Annotated in this window: 12 protein-coding genes; 6 read left to right on the top strand and 6 right to left on the bottom strand. The window is 67.2% G+C overall.

Annotated elements, in window-relative coordinates:
* The first annotated feature begins 134 nt into the window (after positions 1–134).
* The 5 genes from rpoH to cydX all read left to right on the top strand — a co-directional run bounded on the left by rpoH (position 135) and on the right by cydX (position 4,591).
* Entirely contained in the window at positions 135–1,070 is a 936-nt protein-coding gene (gene rpoH, locus WS66_RS14955; protein WP_059541288.1) for an RNA polymerase sigma factor RpoH, read from the top strand.
* A gap of 327 nt (positions 1,071–1,397) precedes the next feature.
* Positions 1,398–1,679, top strand: a complete 282-nt coding sequence (cydP, locus tag WS66_RS14950) for a cytochrome oxidase putative small subunit CydP (protein ID WP_059598849.1) — start codon at positions 1,398–1,400, stop codon at positions 1,677–1,679.
* Positions 1,666–3,246 (top strand): cytochrome ubiquinol oxidase subunit I, encoded by a 1,581-nt coding sequence (locus WS66_RS14945; RefSeq protein ID WP_059598850.1) that lies wholly within the window; start codon positions 1,666–1,668, stop codon positions 3,244–3,246. Before cydP ends, WS66_RS14945 begins: the two co-directional genes overlap by 14 nt.
* Positions 3,247–3,277: 31 nt before the next feature.
* Positions 3,278–4,414, top strand: coding sequence for a cytochrome d ubiquinol oxidase subunit II (gene cydB / locus WS66_RS14940; protein WP_059598851.1), 1,137 nt, complete (start codon positions 3,278–3,280; stop codon positions 4,412–4,414).
* 54 nt (positions 4,415–4,468) lie between these two features.
* Positions 4,469–4,591, top strand: a complete 123-nt coding sequence (gene cydX / locus WS66_RS14935; protein WP_059598852.1) for a cytochrome bd-I oxidase subunit CydX — start codon at positions 4,469–4,471, stop codon at positions 4,589–4,591.
* Between the two features lie 107 nt (positions 4,592–4,698).
* Here the strand turns inward: cydX and WS66_RS33695 are convergent, their stop codons facing one another.
* Complete coding sequence (locus WS66_RS33695) at positions 4,699–4,950, bottom strand: hypothetical protein (protein ID WP_159086552.1); 252 nt, start codon at positions 4,948–4,950, stop codon at positions 4,699–4,701.
* Positions 4,951–5,027: 77 nt separating this feature from the next.
* Positions 5,028–6,148, bottom strand: a protein-coding gene (locus WS66_RS14930; RefSeq protein WP_108064606.1) for an IS3-like element IS407 family transposase whose coding sequence is annotated in 2 segments (ribosomal slippage) — positions 5,028–5,890 and positions 5,890–6,148 — 1,122 coding nt in all. Because the reading frame shifts where the segments join, the coding sequence is not laid out codon by codon here.
* A gap of 236 nt (positions 6,149–6,384) precedes the next feature.
* Here WS66_RS14930 and WS66_RS14925 point away from each other — a divergent pair.
* On the top strand, positions 6,385–8,871 hold the full coding sequence (locus WS66_RS14925; RefSeq protein WP_059599889.1) for a family 20 glycosylhydrolase: 2,487 nt from the start codon (positions 6,385–6,387) through the stop codon (positions 8,869–8,871).
* Positions 8,872–9,061: 190 nt separating this feature from the next.
* Here WS66_RS14925 and nagE read toward each other — a convergent pair whose 3' ends face one another.
* The 4 genes from nagE to nagA all read right to left on the bottom strand — a co-directional run bounded on the left by nagE (position 9,062) and on the right by nagA (position 15,610).
* Positions 9,062–10,822, bottom strand: a complete 1,761-nt coding sequence (gene nagE / locus WS66_RS14920) for an N-acetylglucosamine-specific PTS transporter subunit IIBC (RefSeq protein ID WP_059599888.1) — start codon at positions 10,820–10,822, stop codon at positions 9,062–9,064.
* Between the two features lie 86 nt (positions 10,823–10,908).
* Positions 10,909–13,491, bottom strand: coding sequence for a phosphoenolpyruvate--protein phosphotransferase (gene ptsP, locus WS66_RS14915; RefSeq protein WP_059599887.1), 2,583 nt, complete (start codon positions 13,489–13,491; stop codon positions 10,909–10,911).
* Between the two features lie 15 nt (positions 13,492–13,506).
* A complete protein-coding gene (locus WS66_RS14910; protein WP_059599886.1) occupies positions 13,507–14,514 on the bottom strand; it encodes an SIS domain-containing protein in 1,008 nt (335 codons plus the stop codon).
* On the bottom strand, positions 14,507–15,610 hold the full coding sequence (gene nagA / locus WS66_RS14905) for an N-acetylglucosamine-6-phosphate deacetylase (RefSeq protein WP_059599885.1): 1,104 nt from the start codon (positions 15,608–15,610) through the stop codon (positions 14,507–14,509). The genes WS66_RS14910 and nagA overlap by 8 nt, the downstream gene beginning before the upstream one ends.
* Positions 15,611–15,614 lie beyond the last annotated feature (4 nt).

Genomic DNA, 15,614 nt, shown 5'->3' with positions numbered 1-15,614 from the left:
CGATAGAGAGTCGGGAACTTGGATGCCCCCGCCCCCTCTAAGGAATTAGCACTCAGATTACGGGAGTGCTAAGATGAGCCTCGGAATCTCATCCGAGACCAGGGGTTTGTCCCTGATTCCAAAGGAGTTTTTTAGTGAGCTACGCCCTGACCCTTCCGAACACCCTGAGCCCGACGCCGGCCAAGGCCGAATCGGCAGGCTCGCTGGCGCTCGCAACTCAATCGATGTTGCCGGGCCAGCTTGGCAACATCGACGCGTACATCCAGGCCGTCAACCGGATCCCGCTCCTGACCGCCGAAGAGGAACGCCAGTACGCGACCGAATTCCGCGAAGACAACAACCTCGACTCGGCACGCCGCCTCGTGCTGTCGCACCTGCGGCTTGTCGTGTCGATCGCGCGCAACTACCTCGGCTACGGCCTGCCGCACGGCGACCTGATCCAGGAAGGCAATATCGGCCTGATGAAGGCTGTGAAACGTTTCGACCCGGCGCAAAACGTGCGCCTGGTGTCGTATGCGATCCACTGGATCAAGGCCGAGATCCACGAGTACATCCTGCGCAACTGGCGGATGGTGAAGGTCGCGACGACGAAGGCGCAGCGCAAGCTGTTCTTCAACCTGCGCAGCCACAAGAAGAGCATGCAGGCGATGACGCCCGAGGAAATCGACGGCCTCGCGCAGGAGCTCAACGTCAAGCGCGAAGACGTGACCGAGATGGAAACGCGTCTGTCGGGCGGCGACATCGCGCTCGAGGGCCAAGTGGAGGACGGCGAGGAGTCGTACGCACCGATCGCCTACCTGGCCGATTCGCACAACGAGCCGACCGCCGTGCTCGCCGCGCGTCAGCGCGACATGCTGCAGACGGACGGCATCGCGCAGGCGCTCGAGGCGCTCGACGCGCGCAGCCGCCGGATCATCGAGGCGCGCTGGCTGAACGTCGACGACGACGGCTCGGGCGGCTCGACGCTGCACGATCTCGCGGCCGAGTTCGGTGTGTCGGCGGAACGCATCCGCCAGATCGAAGCGAGCGCCATGAAAAAGATGCGCACGGCACTCGCCGAATACGCCTGACTCCCGATTTAGAGCGCTTCACCCAAAACCGCTGCCCGCCCGGCAGCGGTTTTTTTTCGTCTGTTATTTCGCCTCGATCGCGCCGCGTTAATCGACCGTATTGATCAGGTATCGGGCAAATTCCGGCCCCTTCCGCATAACCTTGATCTGCCTCAAGTTTTGACATGCGCTTCGCGACGGTCTGCCGCAGCGCAGCACTCGGCATCGGAAAGCCGGCATTTTAAAATTGGCATGTCGGCTTAAAAGGATTAAAACAGCTTAACCGCCGTCATAAATCCGACGTAGAGTCGCCCCAAAACCCACGTAAATCGATTCAGGATAATCACCTTGATCTCGATCAATAAAGAGCCCGCGCCGCCTCCCCCGCAGGCCACCGGCACGCTCGGCTGGCGCGCGCGCATCGCCGCGTGGGCTCGCGGGCCAACCCTCGCCCGCGACATCACCCTGGTGTTGATCGTCAAGCTGATCCTTTTGATGTCGCTCAAATACGCATTCTTCAATCATCCGCAGGCAGAGCACATGTCGCTTCCGCCTGCCGCCGTCGCCGAGAAGTTGCTCTCGGTACCGGCGCCCGCACCTACCGAGGGAGACCACCATGATAAGCAGTGAAGTCGTCGATCTGTCACGTCTGCAGTTCGGCATCACGGCGCTCTACCACTTCCTGTTCGTGCCGCTGACGCTCGGCCTGTCCTGGCTGCTCGTCATCATGGAAGCCGTCTACGTGATGACCGGCAAACAGGTCTACAAGGACATGACCCAGTTCTGGGGCAAGTTGTTCGGGATCAACTTCGCGATGGGCGTGACGACCGGCATCACGCTCGAATTCCAGTTCGGCACGAACTGGTCGTACTACTCACACTACGTCGGCGACATCTTCGGCGTGCCGCTCGCGGTCGAAGGGCTGATGGCGTTCTTCCTCGAATCGACGTTCGTCGGCCTGTTCTTCTTCGGCTGGAACCGCCTGTCGAAGGTCAAGCACCTGATGGTCACGTTCCTCGTCGCGCTGGGCTCGAACCTGTCCGCGCTGTGGATCCTCGTCGCGAACGGCTGGATGAACAACCCGGTCGGCGCCGAGTTCAACTATCAGACGATGCGCATGGAGCTGACGAACCTGTTCGATGTGCTGTTCAACCCGGTCGCGCAGGTGAAATTCGTGCACACGGTGTCGGCCGGCTACGTGACGGCTGCGATGTTCGTGCTCGGCATCTCGTCGTGGTACCTGCTGAAAAAGCGCGACACCGATTTCGCGCTGCGCTCGTTCGCGGTCGCGGCCGGCTTCGGCCTCGCGTCGACGCTTTGCGTGATCGTGCTCGGCGACGAGTCGGGCTACACGACCGGCGAAGTGCAGAAGATGAAGCTCGCCGCGATCGAGTCCGAATGGGAAACGCAGCCGGCACCCGCATCGTTCACGCTGATCGGCCTTCCGAACCAGGAAGAACAGCGTACCGACTATGCAATCAAGATTCCGTACGCGCTCGGCCTGATCGCGACGCGCTCGGTCGACGAACCCGTGGTCGGCCTGCGCGAACTCGCGAAGCACAGCGAGGAGCACATCCAGAGCGGGATGGTCGCGTACGGCGCGCTGCAGAAGATGAAGGAGGGCGACACGAGCGCGGCCACGCGCGAACTGTTCGACCAGCACAAGCAGTATCTCGGCTACGGGCTGATGCTCAAGCAGTTCACGCCGAACGTGGTCGATGCGACGCCCGAGCAGATCAAAGCCGCCGCGAAGAAGACGATCCCGCCGGTCGCGCCCGTGTTCTTCTCGTTCCGGATCATGGTGTTCCTCGGTTTCCTGTTCCTCGCGACCTTCGTCGCCGCGTTCTGGTTCTGCGCGCGCCGCCAGCTGCTGCAGGACAACCGCCGCTGGTTCCTGCGCTATGCGGTGTGGGCGATTCCGCTGCCGTGGCTCGCCGCGGAATTCGGCTGGGTCGTCGCCGAGCTCGGCCGCCAGCCCTGGACGATCGCGGGCATCCTGCCGACGCATCTGTCCGCGTCGAGCCTCACGCCCTCGGACCTGTACCTGAGCCTCGCCGGTTTCATCGCGTTCTACACGGCGCTGTTCGTCATCGAGATCAAACTGATGTTCAAGTACGCACGCCTCGGCCCGTCGTCGCTGCATACCGGCCGCTATCACCACGAACTCGCCGCGGCCAGCGAGCGCGCTCCGGCCTGAGCACGCACCTGAAACGGAACAAGGAATCGCTATGGACTATGCAACTCTCAAGCTGATCTGGTGGCTGCTCGTCGGCGTGCTGCTGATCGGCTTCGCCGTCACCGACGGCTTCGACATGGGCGCGACCGCGCTGCTGCCGTTCCTCGGCAAGACCGACGAGGAGCGCCGCATCATCGTCAACACGGTCGGCGCGACGTGGGAAGGCAACCAGGTGTGGCTGATCACGGCCGGCGGCGCGATGTTCGCCGCCTGGCCGCTCGTCTATGCCGCGTCGTTCTCCGGCTTCTACTTCGCAATGCTGCTCGTGCTGTTCGCGCTGTTCTTCCGGCCGGTCGGCTTCGACTATCGCAGCAAGCGGCCCGACCCGCGCTGGCGCGCGGGCTGGGACTGGGGCCTGTTCGTCGGCGGCTTCGTGCCGGCGCTGGTGTTCGGCGTCGCGTTCGGCAACCTCCTGCAGGGCGTGCCGTTCAAGTTCGACAGCGACCTGCGCGTAACCTACTACGGCGGCTTCTGGGCGTTGCTGAACCCGTTCGCGCTGCTCTGCGGGCTCGTCAGCCTCACGATGCTGGTCGCGCACGGCGCCGCGTTCATCAAGATGAAGACCGACGGCGTGATCGCACGCCGCGCGTCGGTCGCGCTGCGCGTGTCGGCGCTCCTCGCGGTCGTGCTGTTCGTGCTGGCCGGCGTGCTGATCGCGTCGACCATCGGCGGCTTCCACATCACGCACGCCGCGCCGACCGACACGGTTGCGAACCCGCTGCTCAAGGACGTCGCCGCCGGCTCGGGCCTGTGGCTCGCGAATTACGGCGAGTATCCGTGGATGATCGCGGCACCCGTGGTCGGGATCGCGGGCGGCCTGCTCGCGCTGCTGCTCGCCGGCTCGAAGCAGGAAAAGACGGCGTTCTTCTGCACCGGCCTGATGATCGCCGGCGTGATCCTGACCGCAGGCTTCTCGATGTTCCCGTTCATCATGCCGTCGTCGCTCGACCCGCGCAGCAGCCTGACCGTGTGGGATTCGACGTCGAGCCACAGGACGCTGCAGGTGATGCTGTTCGCGGTGATCGTGTTCCTGCCGATCATCCTGCTCTACACGAGCTGGGTGTACCGCGTGATGCGCGGCAAGGTCACGCATCAGTCGCTCGAAGAGAACAAGCACTCGATGTATTGAACCCGGCCGGGGCGCCTGCGCGCCCTCGCCCACCGTTTCGCAAGGAGTCGGATCATGTGGTATTTCAGCTGGATTCTCGGTATCGGCGTCGCGCTGTCGTTCGGCATCGTCAACGCGATGTGGCTCGAAGTGCGGCAGAAGCCTCAGGAAGCGCCGGTGCGCGCACGTCGCGACTGACCGCGCGCGGGAGGCGCACCGCCCCTCCCGTCAGGAACGAACCTCGCGTCACGCGAGGTTTTTTTTCGTCCGTAGCATCGGCGCACCCGCGATTCCTCGATGCCAATTTAGCGCCAGATTGATACCACTTGAATACCAATCAAAGGTTTCATAAGATCTTTGAACACGGCCGCCGACAGGCCGAATCCATCGGGTGGGGGAGACATGCGAATCCCGTGTCTGGCGCGCGCCTGCGCGCCGAGTTGCCATGCGTATGCGGCGGCGTCCGCCGTTGCGATCATGCGCGGCCGGTCGATCGCGGCCTGCGGCGGCCGCATCGTTGCCGCGGCGTTTACCGTGCGCCGCCGATGAGCACGCATACGCCGCCCCGCCGATCCGATCGGCACGCGTGACCTGCCCCCTTCAATAGGGCCAATGGGCTTCTAGCAAAGTCCTGTTAAACCAGCTCCTGGAAAGCGGCAGGAGCATCCGCGGTTGCCCGGTGTTTCGCCGCAAACTCTGACGGCGCAAGGTAGTTCAGTGCGCTGTGCGGCCTTTGCTCGTTGTAGTCCTGACGCCATGCCGCGATGACAGCCCGAGCGTGCGCGAGCGTCGTGAACCAGTGCTCGTTAAGGCATTCGTCGCGGAACTTGCCGTTGAACGATTCGATGTACGCATTTTGCGTTGGCTTGCCCGCCTGAATCAACTTCAGCGTGACGCCGTTCGCATATGCCCACTGGTCAAGCGCGCGGCTCGTGAATTCGGGTCCCTGGTCTGTTCGCACCGCCTTGGGATAGCCACGGAAGCGAGCTGCACGGTCCAATGCCCGAGCGACATACAAGCCTGAGATGCCATGGTCGACGACGATGTCGACAGCCTCTTTCGTGAAGTCGTCGACGACGGTCAGGCACTTCACGCGACGGCCGTTGGAAAGCGCATCCATCACGAAATCGATTGACCACACCTCGTTGGGCGCGCCCGGCAATGCCAGTTGCTCGCGCTCAATCATGACGCCATGGCGCTTGCGACGGCGCCGCACAGCCAGCCCTGCCTCACGGTACAGGCGATAGATGCGCTTGTGATTGGCGTGCGTGCCTTCGCGCTCCACCAGGGCGTGCAGTCGACGGTAGCCGAATCGACGACGTTCGTGTGCCAATTCCACCAGACGCGCCGCTAGCAGCTCATTCTCGTGGTCTGGCTTCGCGTCGTAATGCAGCACGCTGCGAGAAAGCCCGACAAGCCGGCAGGCGCGGCGCTCGGAGATATTGACCTTCTCCCGAATCGCCGACACTGCTTCGCGTTTGGCTTGCGGGCTCAGGGCTTTCCCTTGACGACGACCTTCAACGCTTCCATATCGAGCATTGCTTCGGCCAGCAGCTTCTTCAGCCGGGCATTCTCCACCTCGAGGTCCTTGAGCCGGCGGGCTTCCGAGACTTCCATGCCGCCGAACTTCGCGCGCCAGGTGTAGAACGACGCGTCACTGAACCCGTACTTCCTGCACAGTTCCTTGACCGCCATACCGGCTTCGGCTTCCTTCAGAAACCCGATGATTTGCTGTTCCGTAAAGCGCTTCTTCATGTCCGTCTTCTTCTCCGAAAACGAACTTTACTAGACTCCGGCTGGCCCTGTTTGTAGGGGGCAGGTCACGCGTGCCCGCCTCCCGTTCCGTAACGCACGCCCCTGCGTGCCGAATGCGCGCGGTGCAGCCGCATCGCCCCGTGCGCGGGTATCTCCCGCAGCTCCATTGAAAGACCCCGATCGCAGCGACGTCGTCCCACGACGCCGCTACGCCTACTTTTTTCTCAGGAGTTCGAATGAAGCACACCTTGCCATCCTTCGTTGCCGGCCTGTTGATCGCAGCGCTGCCGCCTGTCGCGATCGGCGTGCAGCCGACACCGACCGCCGCCGCCGTCGCGACTGCCGGCATCGCACATCCAGCCGCGCAAGCGGCCAGTCTCGCGACGCTTCTGTCGAACGAACTCGCGCTGCGCGTCGCCGTCGACAACAACCACGCGGCGGCGGCCGGCGTGCCGTGCGCCGATCTCGGCGCCGACGGCGCGGCCTGCGCGACCGGCCGCCTGATCCTGCAGAACCGCGGCCACCAGACGATCGCCGACGGCGGCTGGAAGCTGTACCTGCACAGCATCCGACGCCTGCTGCGAATCGATCGTCCGGGCTTCGCGCTGCGGCGGCTCACCGGCGACCTGTACGAGCTGACGCCGCAGCCGGGCTCGGTGCGGCTTGCGCCCGGCGAACGGATCGAACTGCCGTTCGTCGCCGAATACTGGCTGCTGCGCTACAGCGACGTGATTCCGCGCCCGTACGTCGTCGTCGACGGCGCACCGCCCGCCGTGCTCCGCTACAACGACACCGACGACGAGCTCCGCTATGTCGAATCGCTGCCGGCCGACGCGCAAAACAATTCGACCGGCAACGCGCCGCCCGTGGCGGCACGCCCCGACGCGAGCCGCGCGCTGCCGAGCGTGAAGCGCGAACAGCGGCTGCCCGGCACGCTCGACCTGCGTGGCATCGAGCTCGCGCTGCCGGACCTGCCGGACGTGCAGGTCGCGGCGCTGCGCGAACGTGCGACGACACTCGGGCTCGACGGCGCGCGCGTGCCGGTCCGCGGTGCCGTCGCACCGCGCCGGCTGCCGGCCGACATTGCGGTGCCGGGCGGGTACCGGCTCGCGATCGGGCCGCGCGGCGTGCTGATCGAAGGCTACGATCGCGCGGGCCTCTACTACGGCGTGCAGACGCTCTACTCGCTCGCGCCCGCCGGCGGCGGCCCGATCCCGGCGATGCTCGTCGAGGATGCGCCGCGCTTCACGCATCGCGGGATGCACGTCGACCTCGCGCGCAACTTCAAGCACCCGGCGACGCTGCGCCGCCTGATCGACCAGATGAGCGCGTACAAGCTCAACCGCCTGCACCTGCATCTGTCCGACGACGAGGGTTGGCGTATCGAGATTCCCGGCCTGCCGGAGCTGACCGAAATCGGCTCACGCCGCTGTCACGACCCGAGCGAGACACGCTGCCTGCTGCCGCAACTCGGCTCGGGCCCCGACAACCGCTCGGGCGGCGGCTACCTGACGCGCGACGACTACGTGGCGCTCGTGCGCTACGCAGCTGCCCGCTTCGTCACGATCATCCCCGAGATCGACATGCCCGCGCATGCGCGTGCGGCCGTCGTGACGATGGAGGCGCGCTACCGCCGGCTGCATGCGGCCGGCCGCGAGCAGGAAGCGAATGCGTACCGGCTGCTCGATCCGCAGGACACGACGAACCTGACGACGGTGCAGTTCTACGACCGGCGCAGCGACCTGAACCCGTGCGTGCCGGGCGCGCTCAATTTCGCATCGAAGGTGATCCGCGAGATCGCGGCGATGCATGCGGACGCGCAGGCGCCGCTGCACACCTGGCACTACGGCGGCGACGAGGCGAAGAACATTTTCCTCGGCGCGGGCTTCCAGCCGCTGAACGGCACCGACCCGAACAAGGGGCGCATCGATGTCGCCGCGCAGGACAAACCGTGGGCGCGTTCGCCCGCGTGCACGGCGCTGCTCCAGCGCGGCGAGATCAAGTCGATCGACGAGTTGCCGACGCGTTTCGCGAAACAGGTGAGCGCGGCGGTCGACGCGAACGGAATCGACACGATGGCCGCGTGGCAAGACGGCATCAAGCATGCGAACGGGCCGCAGGACTTCAGCACGCGACACGTGATGGTGTCACTGTGGGACACGATCTTCTGGGGCGCATCGGACAGCGCGCGCGATCTGAGCGGCAAGGGCTACCTGACGGTGCTCGCGCTGCCCGACTACCTGTACTTCGACTTCCCGTACACGCTCAACCCGCGCGAGCGCGGCTACTACTGGGGCTCGCACGCGACGGACGAGTACAAGGTGTTCTCGTTCGCGCCCGAGAACCTGCCGCAGAACGCCGAAGTGATGGGCGATCGTGACGGCAACGCGTTCGAGGTGACGGGCTCGGGCCCCGCGCCGCGCATCGAAGGCATGCAGGGGCAGGCGTGGGGCGAGGTGATGCGCAACGACACCTTCCTCGAATACATGGCCTATCCGCGGCTGCTCGCGCTCGCCGAGCGCGCGTGGCACCGGGCCGACTGGGAGCTGCCGTATGCGGCCGGCGTGCGCTTCAAGCGCGGCGACACGCATCACGTCGACCTGGCCGCGCTGCAGCGCGACTGGGCCGGCTTCGCGACGCTGCTCACGCAGCGCGAATTGCCGAAGCTCGACCGGGCCGGCATCGGCTACCGGAAGCCGACCTTCACGCTGACGAATCCGTGAACGGTGAAGCGCTTGAGCAACTGAGCGGTTGCCGATCCACGCAAACGGTGCGCGGTGCGGACGAATGCATCGCGCACACGCCCCGCCAAGAAAAAACGGCTTGCGACGCATCGCAAGCCGTTTTCGTTTTACCGACCGGCGGCCCGAACCCGCCACGCGGACCGGGCCTGCCTCATCGCATCATGCCGGATCAGGCCGGTTGCGGGGCCGCCCCGCCGCCCGTCGACGTCAGGCGCGCGCCGAGCTGTTCCGCGTAGCGTGCCGCCGCGTTGCCGCAGACGATGTGGAACGTGTCCGGCGACACCCATGCGACATCGAGCGCGCCGAGTCGAGCGCGATCGACCGCCGATGCGTCACGCACGACGACGCGCAGGCGCGTGGTCGCGATCGCGTCGAGCGAAGCGACGTTGGTCGCACCGCCGAACACCGCGAGCCAGCGCAGCGGATCGGGATCGAGCGGACCGGCCGCCGCACCCGTGACCGGCTGAGCTGCAGGGGCCGTAGCCGTCGCCGCCGCGATGGTCGCGCCGCTGCTGATCGCCGAGCGCATCTCGTCGGCAATGATGTCGGCCTCGGGCCCGATGATCACCTGCACGCTGTTGCCGCCGCGCTTGAGCACGCCGCGCGCGCCGATCGACTTCAGTTCCGGCTCCGACACCTTCTCCGGATCGACGACGGTCAGGCGCAGGCGCGTCGTGCATGCGTCGACGACCGTCAGGTTGCCGGCGCCGCCGAGCGCGGCGATGTAGCGCTGCGCACGCGGTGCCGCCGCCGCGCCAGCTGCCGGCGCGACGAAGCCGCCCGATGCGTACGACTCGGCCGCAGCGTCGGCCGAGGCCGGCTCGCGGCCCGGCGTCGCCATGTTGAACTTGCGGATGAAGAAGCGGAACAGCCCGTAATACGCGACGCCGTATGCGATACCGAGCGGCACCGCGATCCAGCCCTTCGTCGACAGCCCATAGTTCAGCACGTAGTCGATCGCGCCGGCCGAGAACGTGAAGCCGAGCTTCACGCCGAGGATCTGGCAGATCGCGAGCGACAGCCCCGTGAGCACCGCGTGGATCACGTACAGCACCGGCGCGAGGAACATGAAGCTGAATTCGATCGGCTCGGTCACACCGGTCAGGAACGACGTGAGCGCCATCGAGAACAGCAGGCCGCCGACCATCGCACGGCGCTCCTTCGGTGCTTCGTGCAGCATCGCGAGACACGCGGCCGGCAGGCCGAACATCATGATCGGGAAGAAGCCGGCCATGAAGGTGCCCGCGGTCGGATCGCCCGCGAAGAAGCGGTGCAGGTCGCCGTGCACGAGCTCGCCGCCGGCCGGCGGCGTGAAGTTGCCGAACACGAACCACGCGAGCGAATTGATGATGTGGTGCAGGCCCGTGACGAGCAGCAGGCGGTTCAGGAAGCCGAACACGAACGCACCGATCGCGCCCGCCGTCGTCAGCCACTGGCCGGCCGCGTCGATCGCATGCTGGACCGGCTGCCACACATACCCGAACACGATGCCGAGTACCACGCAGACCAGCCCCGTGATGATCGGCACGAACCGTTTCCCGCCGAAGAACGCGAGGTAGTCGGGCAGCTTGATGTCCTTGTAGCGGTTGTACAGCAAGCCCGCGACCACGCCCGCGATGATCCCGGACAGCACGCCCATGTTCAGCTTGGGATCGATATCCTTCATGATCGCGGTTTCGATCAGGTAACCGATCGCACCCGCGAGTGCCGCCACGCCGTTGTTGTCCTTCGCGAAACCGACCGCCACGCCGATTGCGAACAGCAGCGGCAGGTTGTCGAAGATCGCGCCGCCGGCGTCGGCGATCATCTTGATGTTGAACACGTCCGGCTGTCCGAGCCGCAGCAGGATGCCGGCGACCGGCAACACCGCGATCGGCAGCATCAGCGCCCGGCCCAGGCCCTGTATCTTCAGAAACGGATTCCCGTCCATTCAGTCCTCCAATCCTTGTCTCGTCATTAATCGTCGTTGACCTAATTGCTTGCGTCGTGAAACGCTCGCGCGCCCGCCGTCGACGTTCAGTCGAGCGGCCAGACCTCGCGGCTTGCTGCCCTTACCGCCTGTGCCGAGTCGAGTGCGAGCAGATCCTGCGCACGCTGGCGACACAACTGGTAATCGAGACGGCGCACACGCGCCTTGATGCCCGGCACCGACACCGGGTCGACCGACAGTTCGGTCACGCCGAGGCCGACGAGGATCGGTACCGCGAGCGGATCGCCGCCGAGCGCGCCGCACACGCCGACCCACTTGCCGTGCTTCGCCGCGCCGCGCACCGCGATGTCGATCAGGCGCAGCACGGCCGGATGCAGGCCGTCGGACTGCGCGGCCAGATCGGCCTGGCAGCGGTCCATCGCGAGCGTGTACTGCGTCAGGTCGTTGGTGCCGATCGACAGGAAATCCGCATGCTGCGCGAGCTGGTCGGCGAGCAGCGCCGCCGACGGCACCTCGATCATCACGCCGACTTCGATCGGCTCGGTACGGCCCTGCGCACGCGCGAATTCGTCGATACGCTTGCGCAGCCGCACGAGCTCGCCCGCATCCGTCACCATCGGCAGCAGGATCCGCACCGCGCCGAACGGCTTCACCGCGAGCAGGCCCTGCAGCTGATCGTCGAGCAGATCGGGGCGCACCTGCGCGAGGCGAATGCCGCGCAGGCCGAGCGCCGGGTTCGGTTCGGGCGGCAGCGTCAGGTAGTCGACTTCCTTGTCGGCGCCGACGTCGAGCGTGCGGATGATCGCGGTGCGGCCCTGCAGCGCGTCGACGATCGACTGGTAGCTCTGCTGGTGCTCGACGACGCTCGGCGCGGCCTGGCGATGGATGAACATCAGTTCGGTGCGCAACAGGCCGACCGCATCCGCGCCGTTGTCCACCGCGGTGTTCGCGTCGTCGAGCGTCGCGATGTTCGCGGCGATCTCGATGGCGCGGCCGTCGACGGTCGCGGCGGCGGCGCCGGCCAGTTGCCGGTTCGCTTCGCGCACGCCGTCCAGGCGCTGGCGTTCGTGGCGCGCGCGTTCGACGTCGAGCGCGGTCGGCGCGTGTTCGAGACGGCCCGCGCTCGCATCGACGACGACCTGCGTGCCGTCCGGAATCGCGTACAGCGCGTCGCCGACCGCGACGAGCGCCGGAATGCCGAGCTGGCGCGCGATGATCGCCGCATGCGACGTCGCGCCGCCGCGTGCCATCACGAGCGCGGTCACGCGCTGGCGATCGAGCGACGACAGGTCCGACGGCGTGAATTCCTCGGCCGCGAGCACGGCCTCGTCGGGCAGCGTGCGCGTCGCTCCGCTCGTGTGGCCGAGCGCGCGCAGCACGCGCTTCTCGATGTCGCGGAGGTCCGCCGCACGCTCGGCGAGCAGTGCGTCGTCGAGCTTCGACAGCGTGTCGATCTGCGTGTTGATCGTCGCGCGCCACGCGAAGCCCGCGCTCTTGCCGAGGCTGATCTGGTCGCGCGCCGCGTCGACCAGCGTCGGGTCCTCGAGCAGCACGCGATGCACCGCGAAGATCCCCGCCTCGCCGACCGCGCCGCGCGCCGATGCGCTGCGCACCGTTTCGTCGAGTTCGGCGTCGACCGCCATCAGTGCCTGGTCGAGCCGGCGGCTTTCCGACGCGGGCGTGCCGGTCGCCTGCTCGGGCGGCACGATATCCGCATCGTCGAGACGCACCAGCGTGCCGACCGCAATGCCGGGCGCCGCGCACACGCCCGCGAGCGTGTTCGGATCGAGTGTTGCGCCGGTGTTGCGCACGATCGGCTGCGGTGCGGGCGACTTGAGCCGCGCCGGCCTTTCCTCGACCTCGCCGTGCGCTTCGCGCAGCAACTCATGCTCGACCGCTTCGACGGCTTGCTGCGCGTGCGCACCGCGGCCGACCAGCTCGATCGTCGCGCCCTCGCCGGCGCCGAGGCCGAGCAGGCCGACCACGCTTGCGATCGGCGCCTTGCGACCGTCGAAATGCACTTCGACATGTGCGTCGAGCCCGCGCGCGGCTTCGCGCGCCCGCGCGGCCGGACGCGCATGCAGGCCACCGGGCTGCGTCAGCACGACCTTGCGGCGCACTTCGTTCATCGCCGCCGCGCCGGCCTGCGCCGCCTGCGCGGCGGCCTCGCCCTTGCCGCGCAGCGTCAGCAGCGGCGTCTCGCCTGCCGTCGCGAAACCGCTCGCGCGCTCGACGACGTCGAACGCGTCGGAGTTCGCGATGGCGATCACGGAGACCAGCGAATGCGCGCTGCGCGCGACCGCGTCCTGGTCGAACTCGATCAGCAGGTCGCCCGCTTCGACGCGCACGCCGGCCTCGACATGCGCGGCGAAGCCCTGCCCGTTCAGCTCGACGGTGTCGATGCCGATGTGCAGCAGCACTTCCGCGCCTTCCGGCGTCGTGATCGTCACCGCGTGGCCCGTGCGCGCGAGATGCGACACGATGCCGGCGCACGGCGCGACGAGCTTGCCCGCGAGCGGGTCGATGCCGATGCCGTCGCCGAACATCCCGCCGGAGAACACCGGATCGGGCACGTCGGCCAGCGCGACGATCGGCCCGGTCAGCGGGGCAAGCAGGACGATCTGATCATGGGTGGAACTCTTCAACTGGGACTCCTCGGCGCGTCTCATCGGCTGTCTCGGCTATCAGTGCGTTTCGGTGACTTTGTTCAGGTGGCGCGGCGTGTCGGGATTGCGGCCGCGCGCGACGGCGAGATCCGCCGCCATCACGTAGAACGAAAGAATGGCGGCGATCGGGTCGAGCGCCGAATGGGCGGACTGCGCGAGCGGCAAGGTCGCGCCGGGCGTGCCGGCGGGCGCCGCGAGCAGCACGGCCGCGCCACGTGCGCGCATGTCCTGCGCGAGCTGCAGCAGCCCGGCCTGCTCCGGGCCCGGCGGCGCGAACACGAGCAGCGGATAGTCGCGGTCGATCAGCTCCATCGGGCCGTGACGGACTTCGGCGCTCGAGAATGCCTCGGCCTGGATGCCGGAGGTTTCCTTCAGTTTCAGCGCGGCTTCCTGAGCGATCGCAAGACCGAGGCCGCGGCCGATCACGATCATCCGCTCGATGCCCGCGAGCGCGGCAACGGCCGGCGACCAGTCGAGCCGGCCGGCCTGCGCGAGCACGTCGGGCAGGCCGCGCAATGCCGTCATCAGCGCGGCGTCGCGCTGCCAGTACGCGACGATCTGCGCGGACAGCGACAGCATCGCGATGTAACTCTTGGTCGCGGCGACCGACAGTTCGGGGCCGGCAAGCAGCGGCAGCTGGTGCTCGCATGCGTCGGCGAGCGGCGACGGCAGGACGTTGACGGCGGCGACGGTGCGCGCGCCGGCTTCGCGCAGCGCGGCCATGGTGTTGACGAGGTCGGGGCTCTTGCCCGACTGGGAAAATGCGATCGCGAGTTGATCCTGCACCTTCAGCGGCGCCTGCTGCAGCGTCGCGACCGACATCGGCAGCGACGCGACGGGCACGCCGAGGCGGCTCATCGTCAGGCTCGCGAAATAGCTGGCGGCGTGATCCGAGCTGCCGCGCGCGACCGTCAGCGCGACGGCCGGCGGGTGATCGAGGAGTTGGCCCGCGAGCGCTTCGACGCGCGTCGTGTCGGCGAGTTGCGCGGCGACGACCTGGGCGGACTCGCGCGCTTCCTTAAGCATATTCGACAATCGATTCTCCTTCGACGTAGGTCGCGGTGAGGTTCAGGTCGCGATCGAACACGGCGAGGTCGGCCCATACGCCTCGCTCGAGGCGGCCGCGATCGGTGACGCCGAGGTAGTCGGCCGCATAGCGCGACATCCGGTTCGACACGTCGGCAATCGGCAGGCCGAGCGACACGAGGTTGCGCAGCGCCTGGTCCATCGTCAGCGTGCTGCCGGCGAGCGTGCCGTCGGCGAGCCGCACGCCGCCGAGGCACTTCGTCACGTGCTGGCTGCCGAGCCGGTATTCGCCGTCGGGCATGCCGGTGGCGGACGTGCTGTCGGTCACGACGTACAGGCGCGGGATCGCGCGCAGCGCCGCACGAATCGCGCCCGGGTGCACGTGCAACAGATCGGGGATGATTTCCGCGTATTCGGCATGCGCGAGTGCGGCGCCGACGAGGCCCGGGTTGCGGTGATGCAGCGGCGACATCGCGTTGAACAGGTGCGTGAAGCCGCATGCGCCGTGCTTGAGCGCGGCGACGGCGTCGTCGTAGGTCGCGAGCGAGTGGCCGAGCTGCACGCGCACGCCGCGCGCGGCCATCTCGCCGATGATCTCGATGTGACCGGCGATTTCCGGCGCAAGCGTGACGACCCGGATCGGCGCGATCGACAGATACTTCAGCACTTCGTCGAGCACGGCCGACACGGCCGCGTCCGGCTGCGCGCCGAGCTTGCCGGGGTTGATGTACGGCCCTTCGAGATGCACGCCGAGCACGCGCGCGCCGCCCGGCGTGCGGGTGCGCGCGACGGTGCCGAGATTCGCGACGACCTGCATGAGTTCGTCGCGCGGCGCGGTCATCGTCGTCGCGAGCAGGCTCGTCGTGCCGAACTGCGCGTGTGTGCGTGCGATCGTCTCGATCGCGTCGCCGCCTTCCATCACGTCGGCGCCGCCGCCGCCGTGCACGTGCAGGTCGATGAAGCCGGGCAGGATGTACGGCGCATCGTTCTTCGCGGGATCGGCGGGCGTGCCGTCGAGCGTGGTGATGCGGCCGTTCTCGCTGTCGAGCGAGCCGAGAATCCAGCCGTCGGGGGTAAGGATGTTGCCAGTCAGCATGACG

Source organism: Burkholderia sp. LA-2-3-30-S1-D2 (genome assembly GCF_001523915.2).
In the GTDB taxonomy this organism is placed as follows: domain Bacteria; phylum Pseudomonadota; class Gammaproteobacteria; order Burkholderiales; family Burkholderiaceae; genus Burkholderia; species Burkholderia diffusa.
Note: the sequence above shows the minus strand (reverse complement) of the source record. Positions and strands in the feature narration are given on the sequence as shown.

Excerpts from the sequence above, each read along its gene's own strand:
- WS66_RS14945 (WP_059598850.1), top strand. The coding sequence starts at position 1,666 with ATGATAAGCAGTGAAGTCGTCGATCTGTCACGTCTGCAGTTCGGCATC.
- cydB (WP_059598851.1), top strand. The coding sequence starts at position 3,278 with ATGGACTATGCAACTCTCAAGCTGATCTGGTGGCTGCTCGTCGGCGTG.
- cydX (WP_059598852.1), top strand. The coding sequence starts at position 4,469 with ATGTGGTATTTCAGCTGGATTCTCGGTATCGGCGTCGCGCTGTCGTTC.
- WS66_RS33695 (WP_159086552.1), bottom strand. The coding sequence starts at position 4,950 with ATGCGTGCTCATCGGCGGCGCACGGTAAACGCCGCGGCAACGATGCGG.
- WS66_RS14925 (WP_059599889.1), top strand. The coding sequence starts at position 6,385 with ATGAAGCACACCTTGCCATCCTTCGTTGCCGGCCTGTTGATCGCAGCG.
- nagE (WP_059599888.1), bottom strand. The coding sequence starts at position 10,822 with ATGGACGGGAATCCGTTTCTGAAGATACAGGGCCTGGGCCGGGCGCTG.
- ptsP (WP_059599887.1), bottom strand. The coding sequence starts at position 13,491 with ATGAGACGCGCCGAGGAGTCCCAGTTGAAGAGTTCCACCCATGATCAG.
- WS66_RS14910 (WP_059599886.1), bottom strand. The coding sequence starts at position 14,514 with ATGCTTAAGGAAGCGCGCGAGTCCGCCCAGGTCGTCGCCGCGCAACTC.
- nagA (WP_059599885.1), bottom strand. The coding sequence starts at position 15,610 with ATGCTGACTGGCAACATCCTTACCCCCGACGGCTGGATTCTCGGCTCG.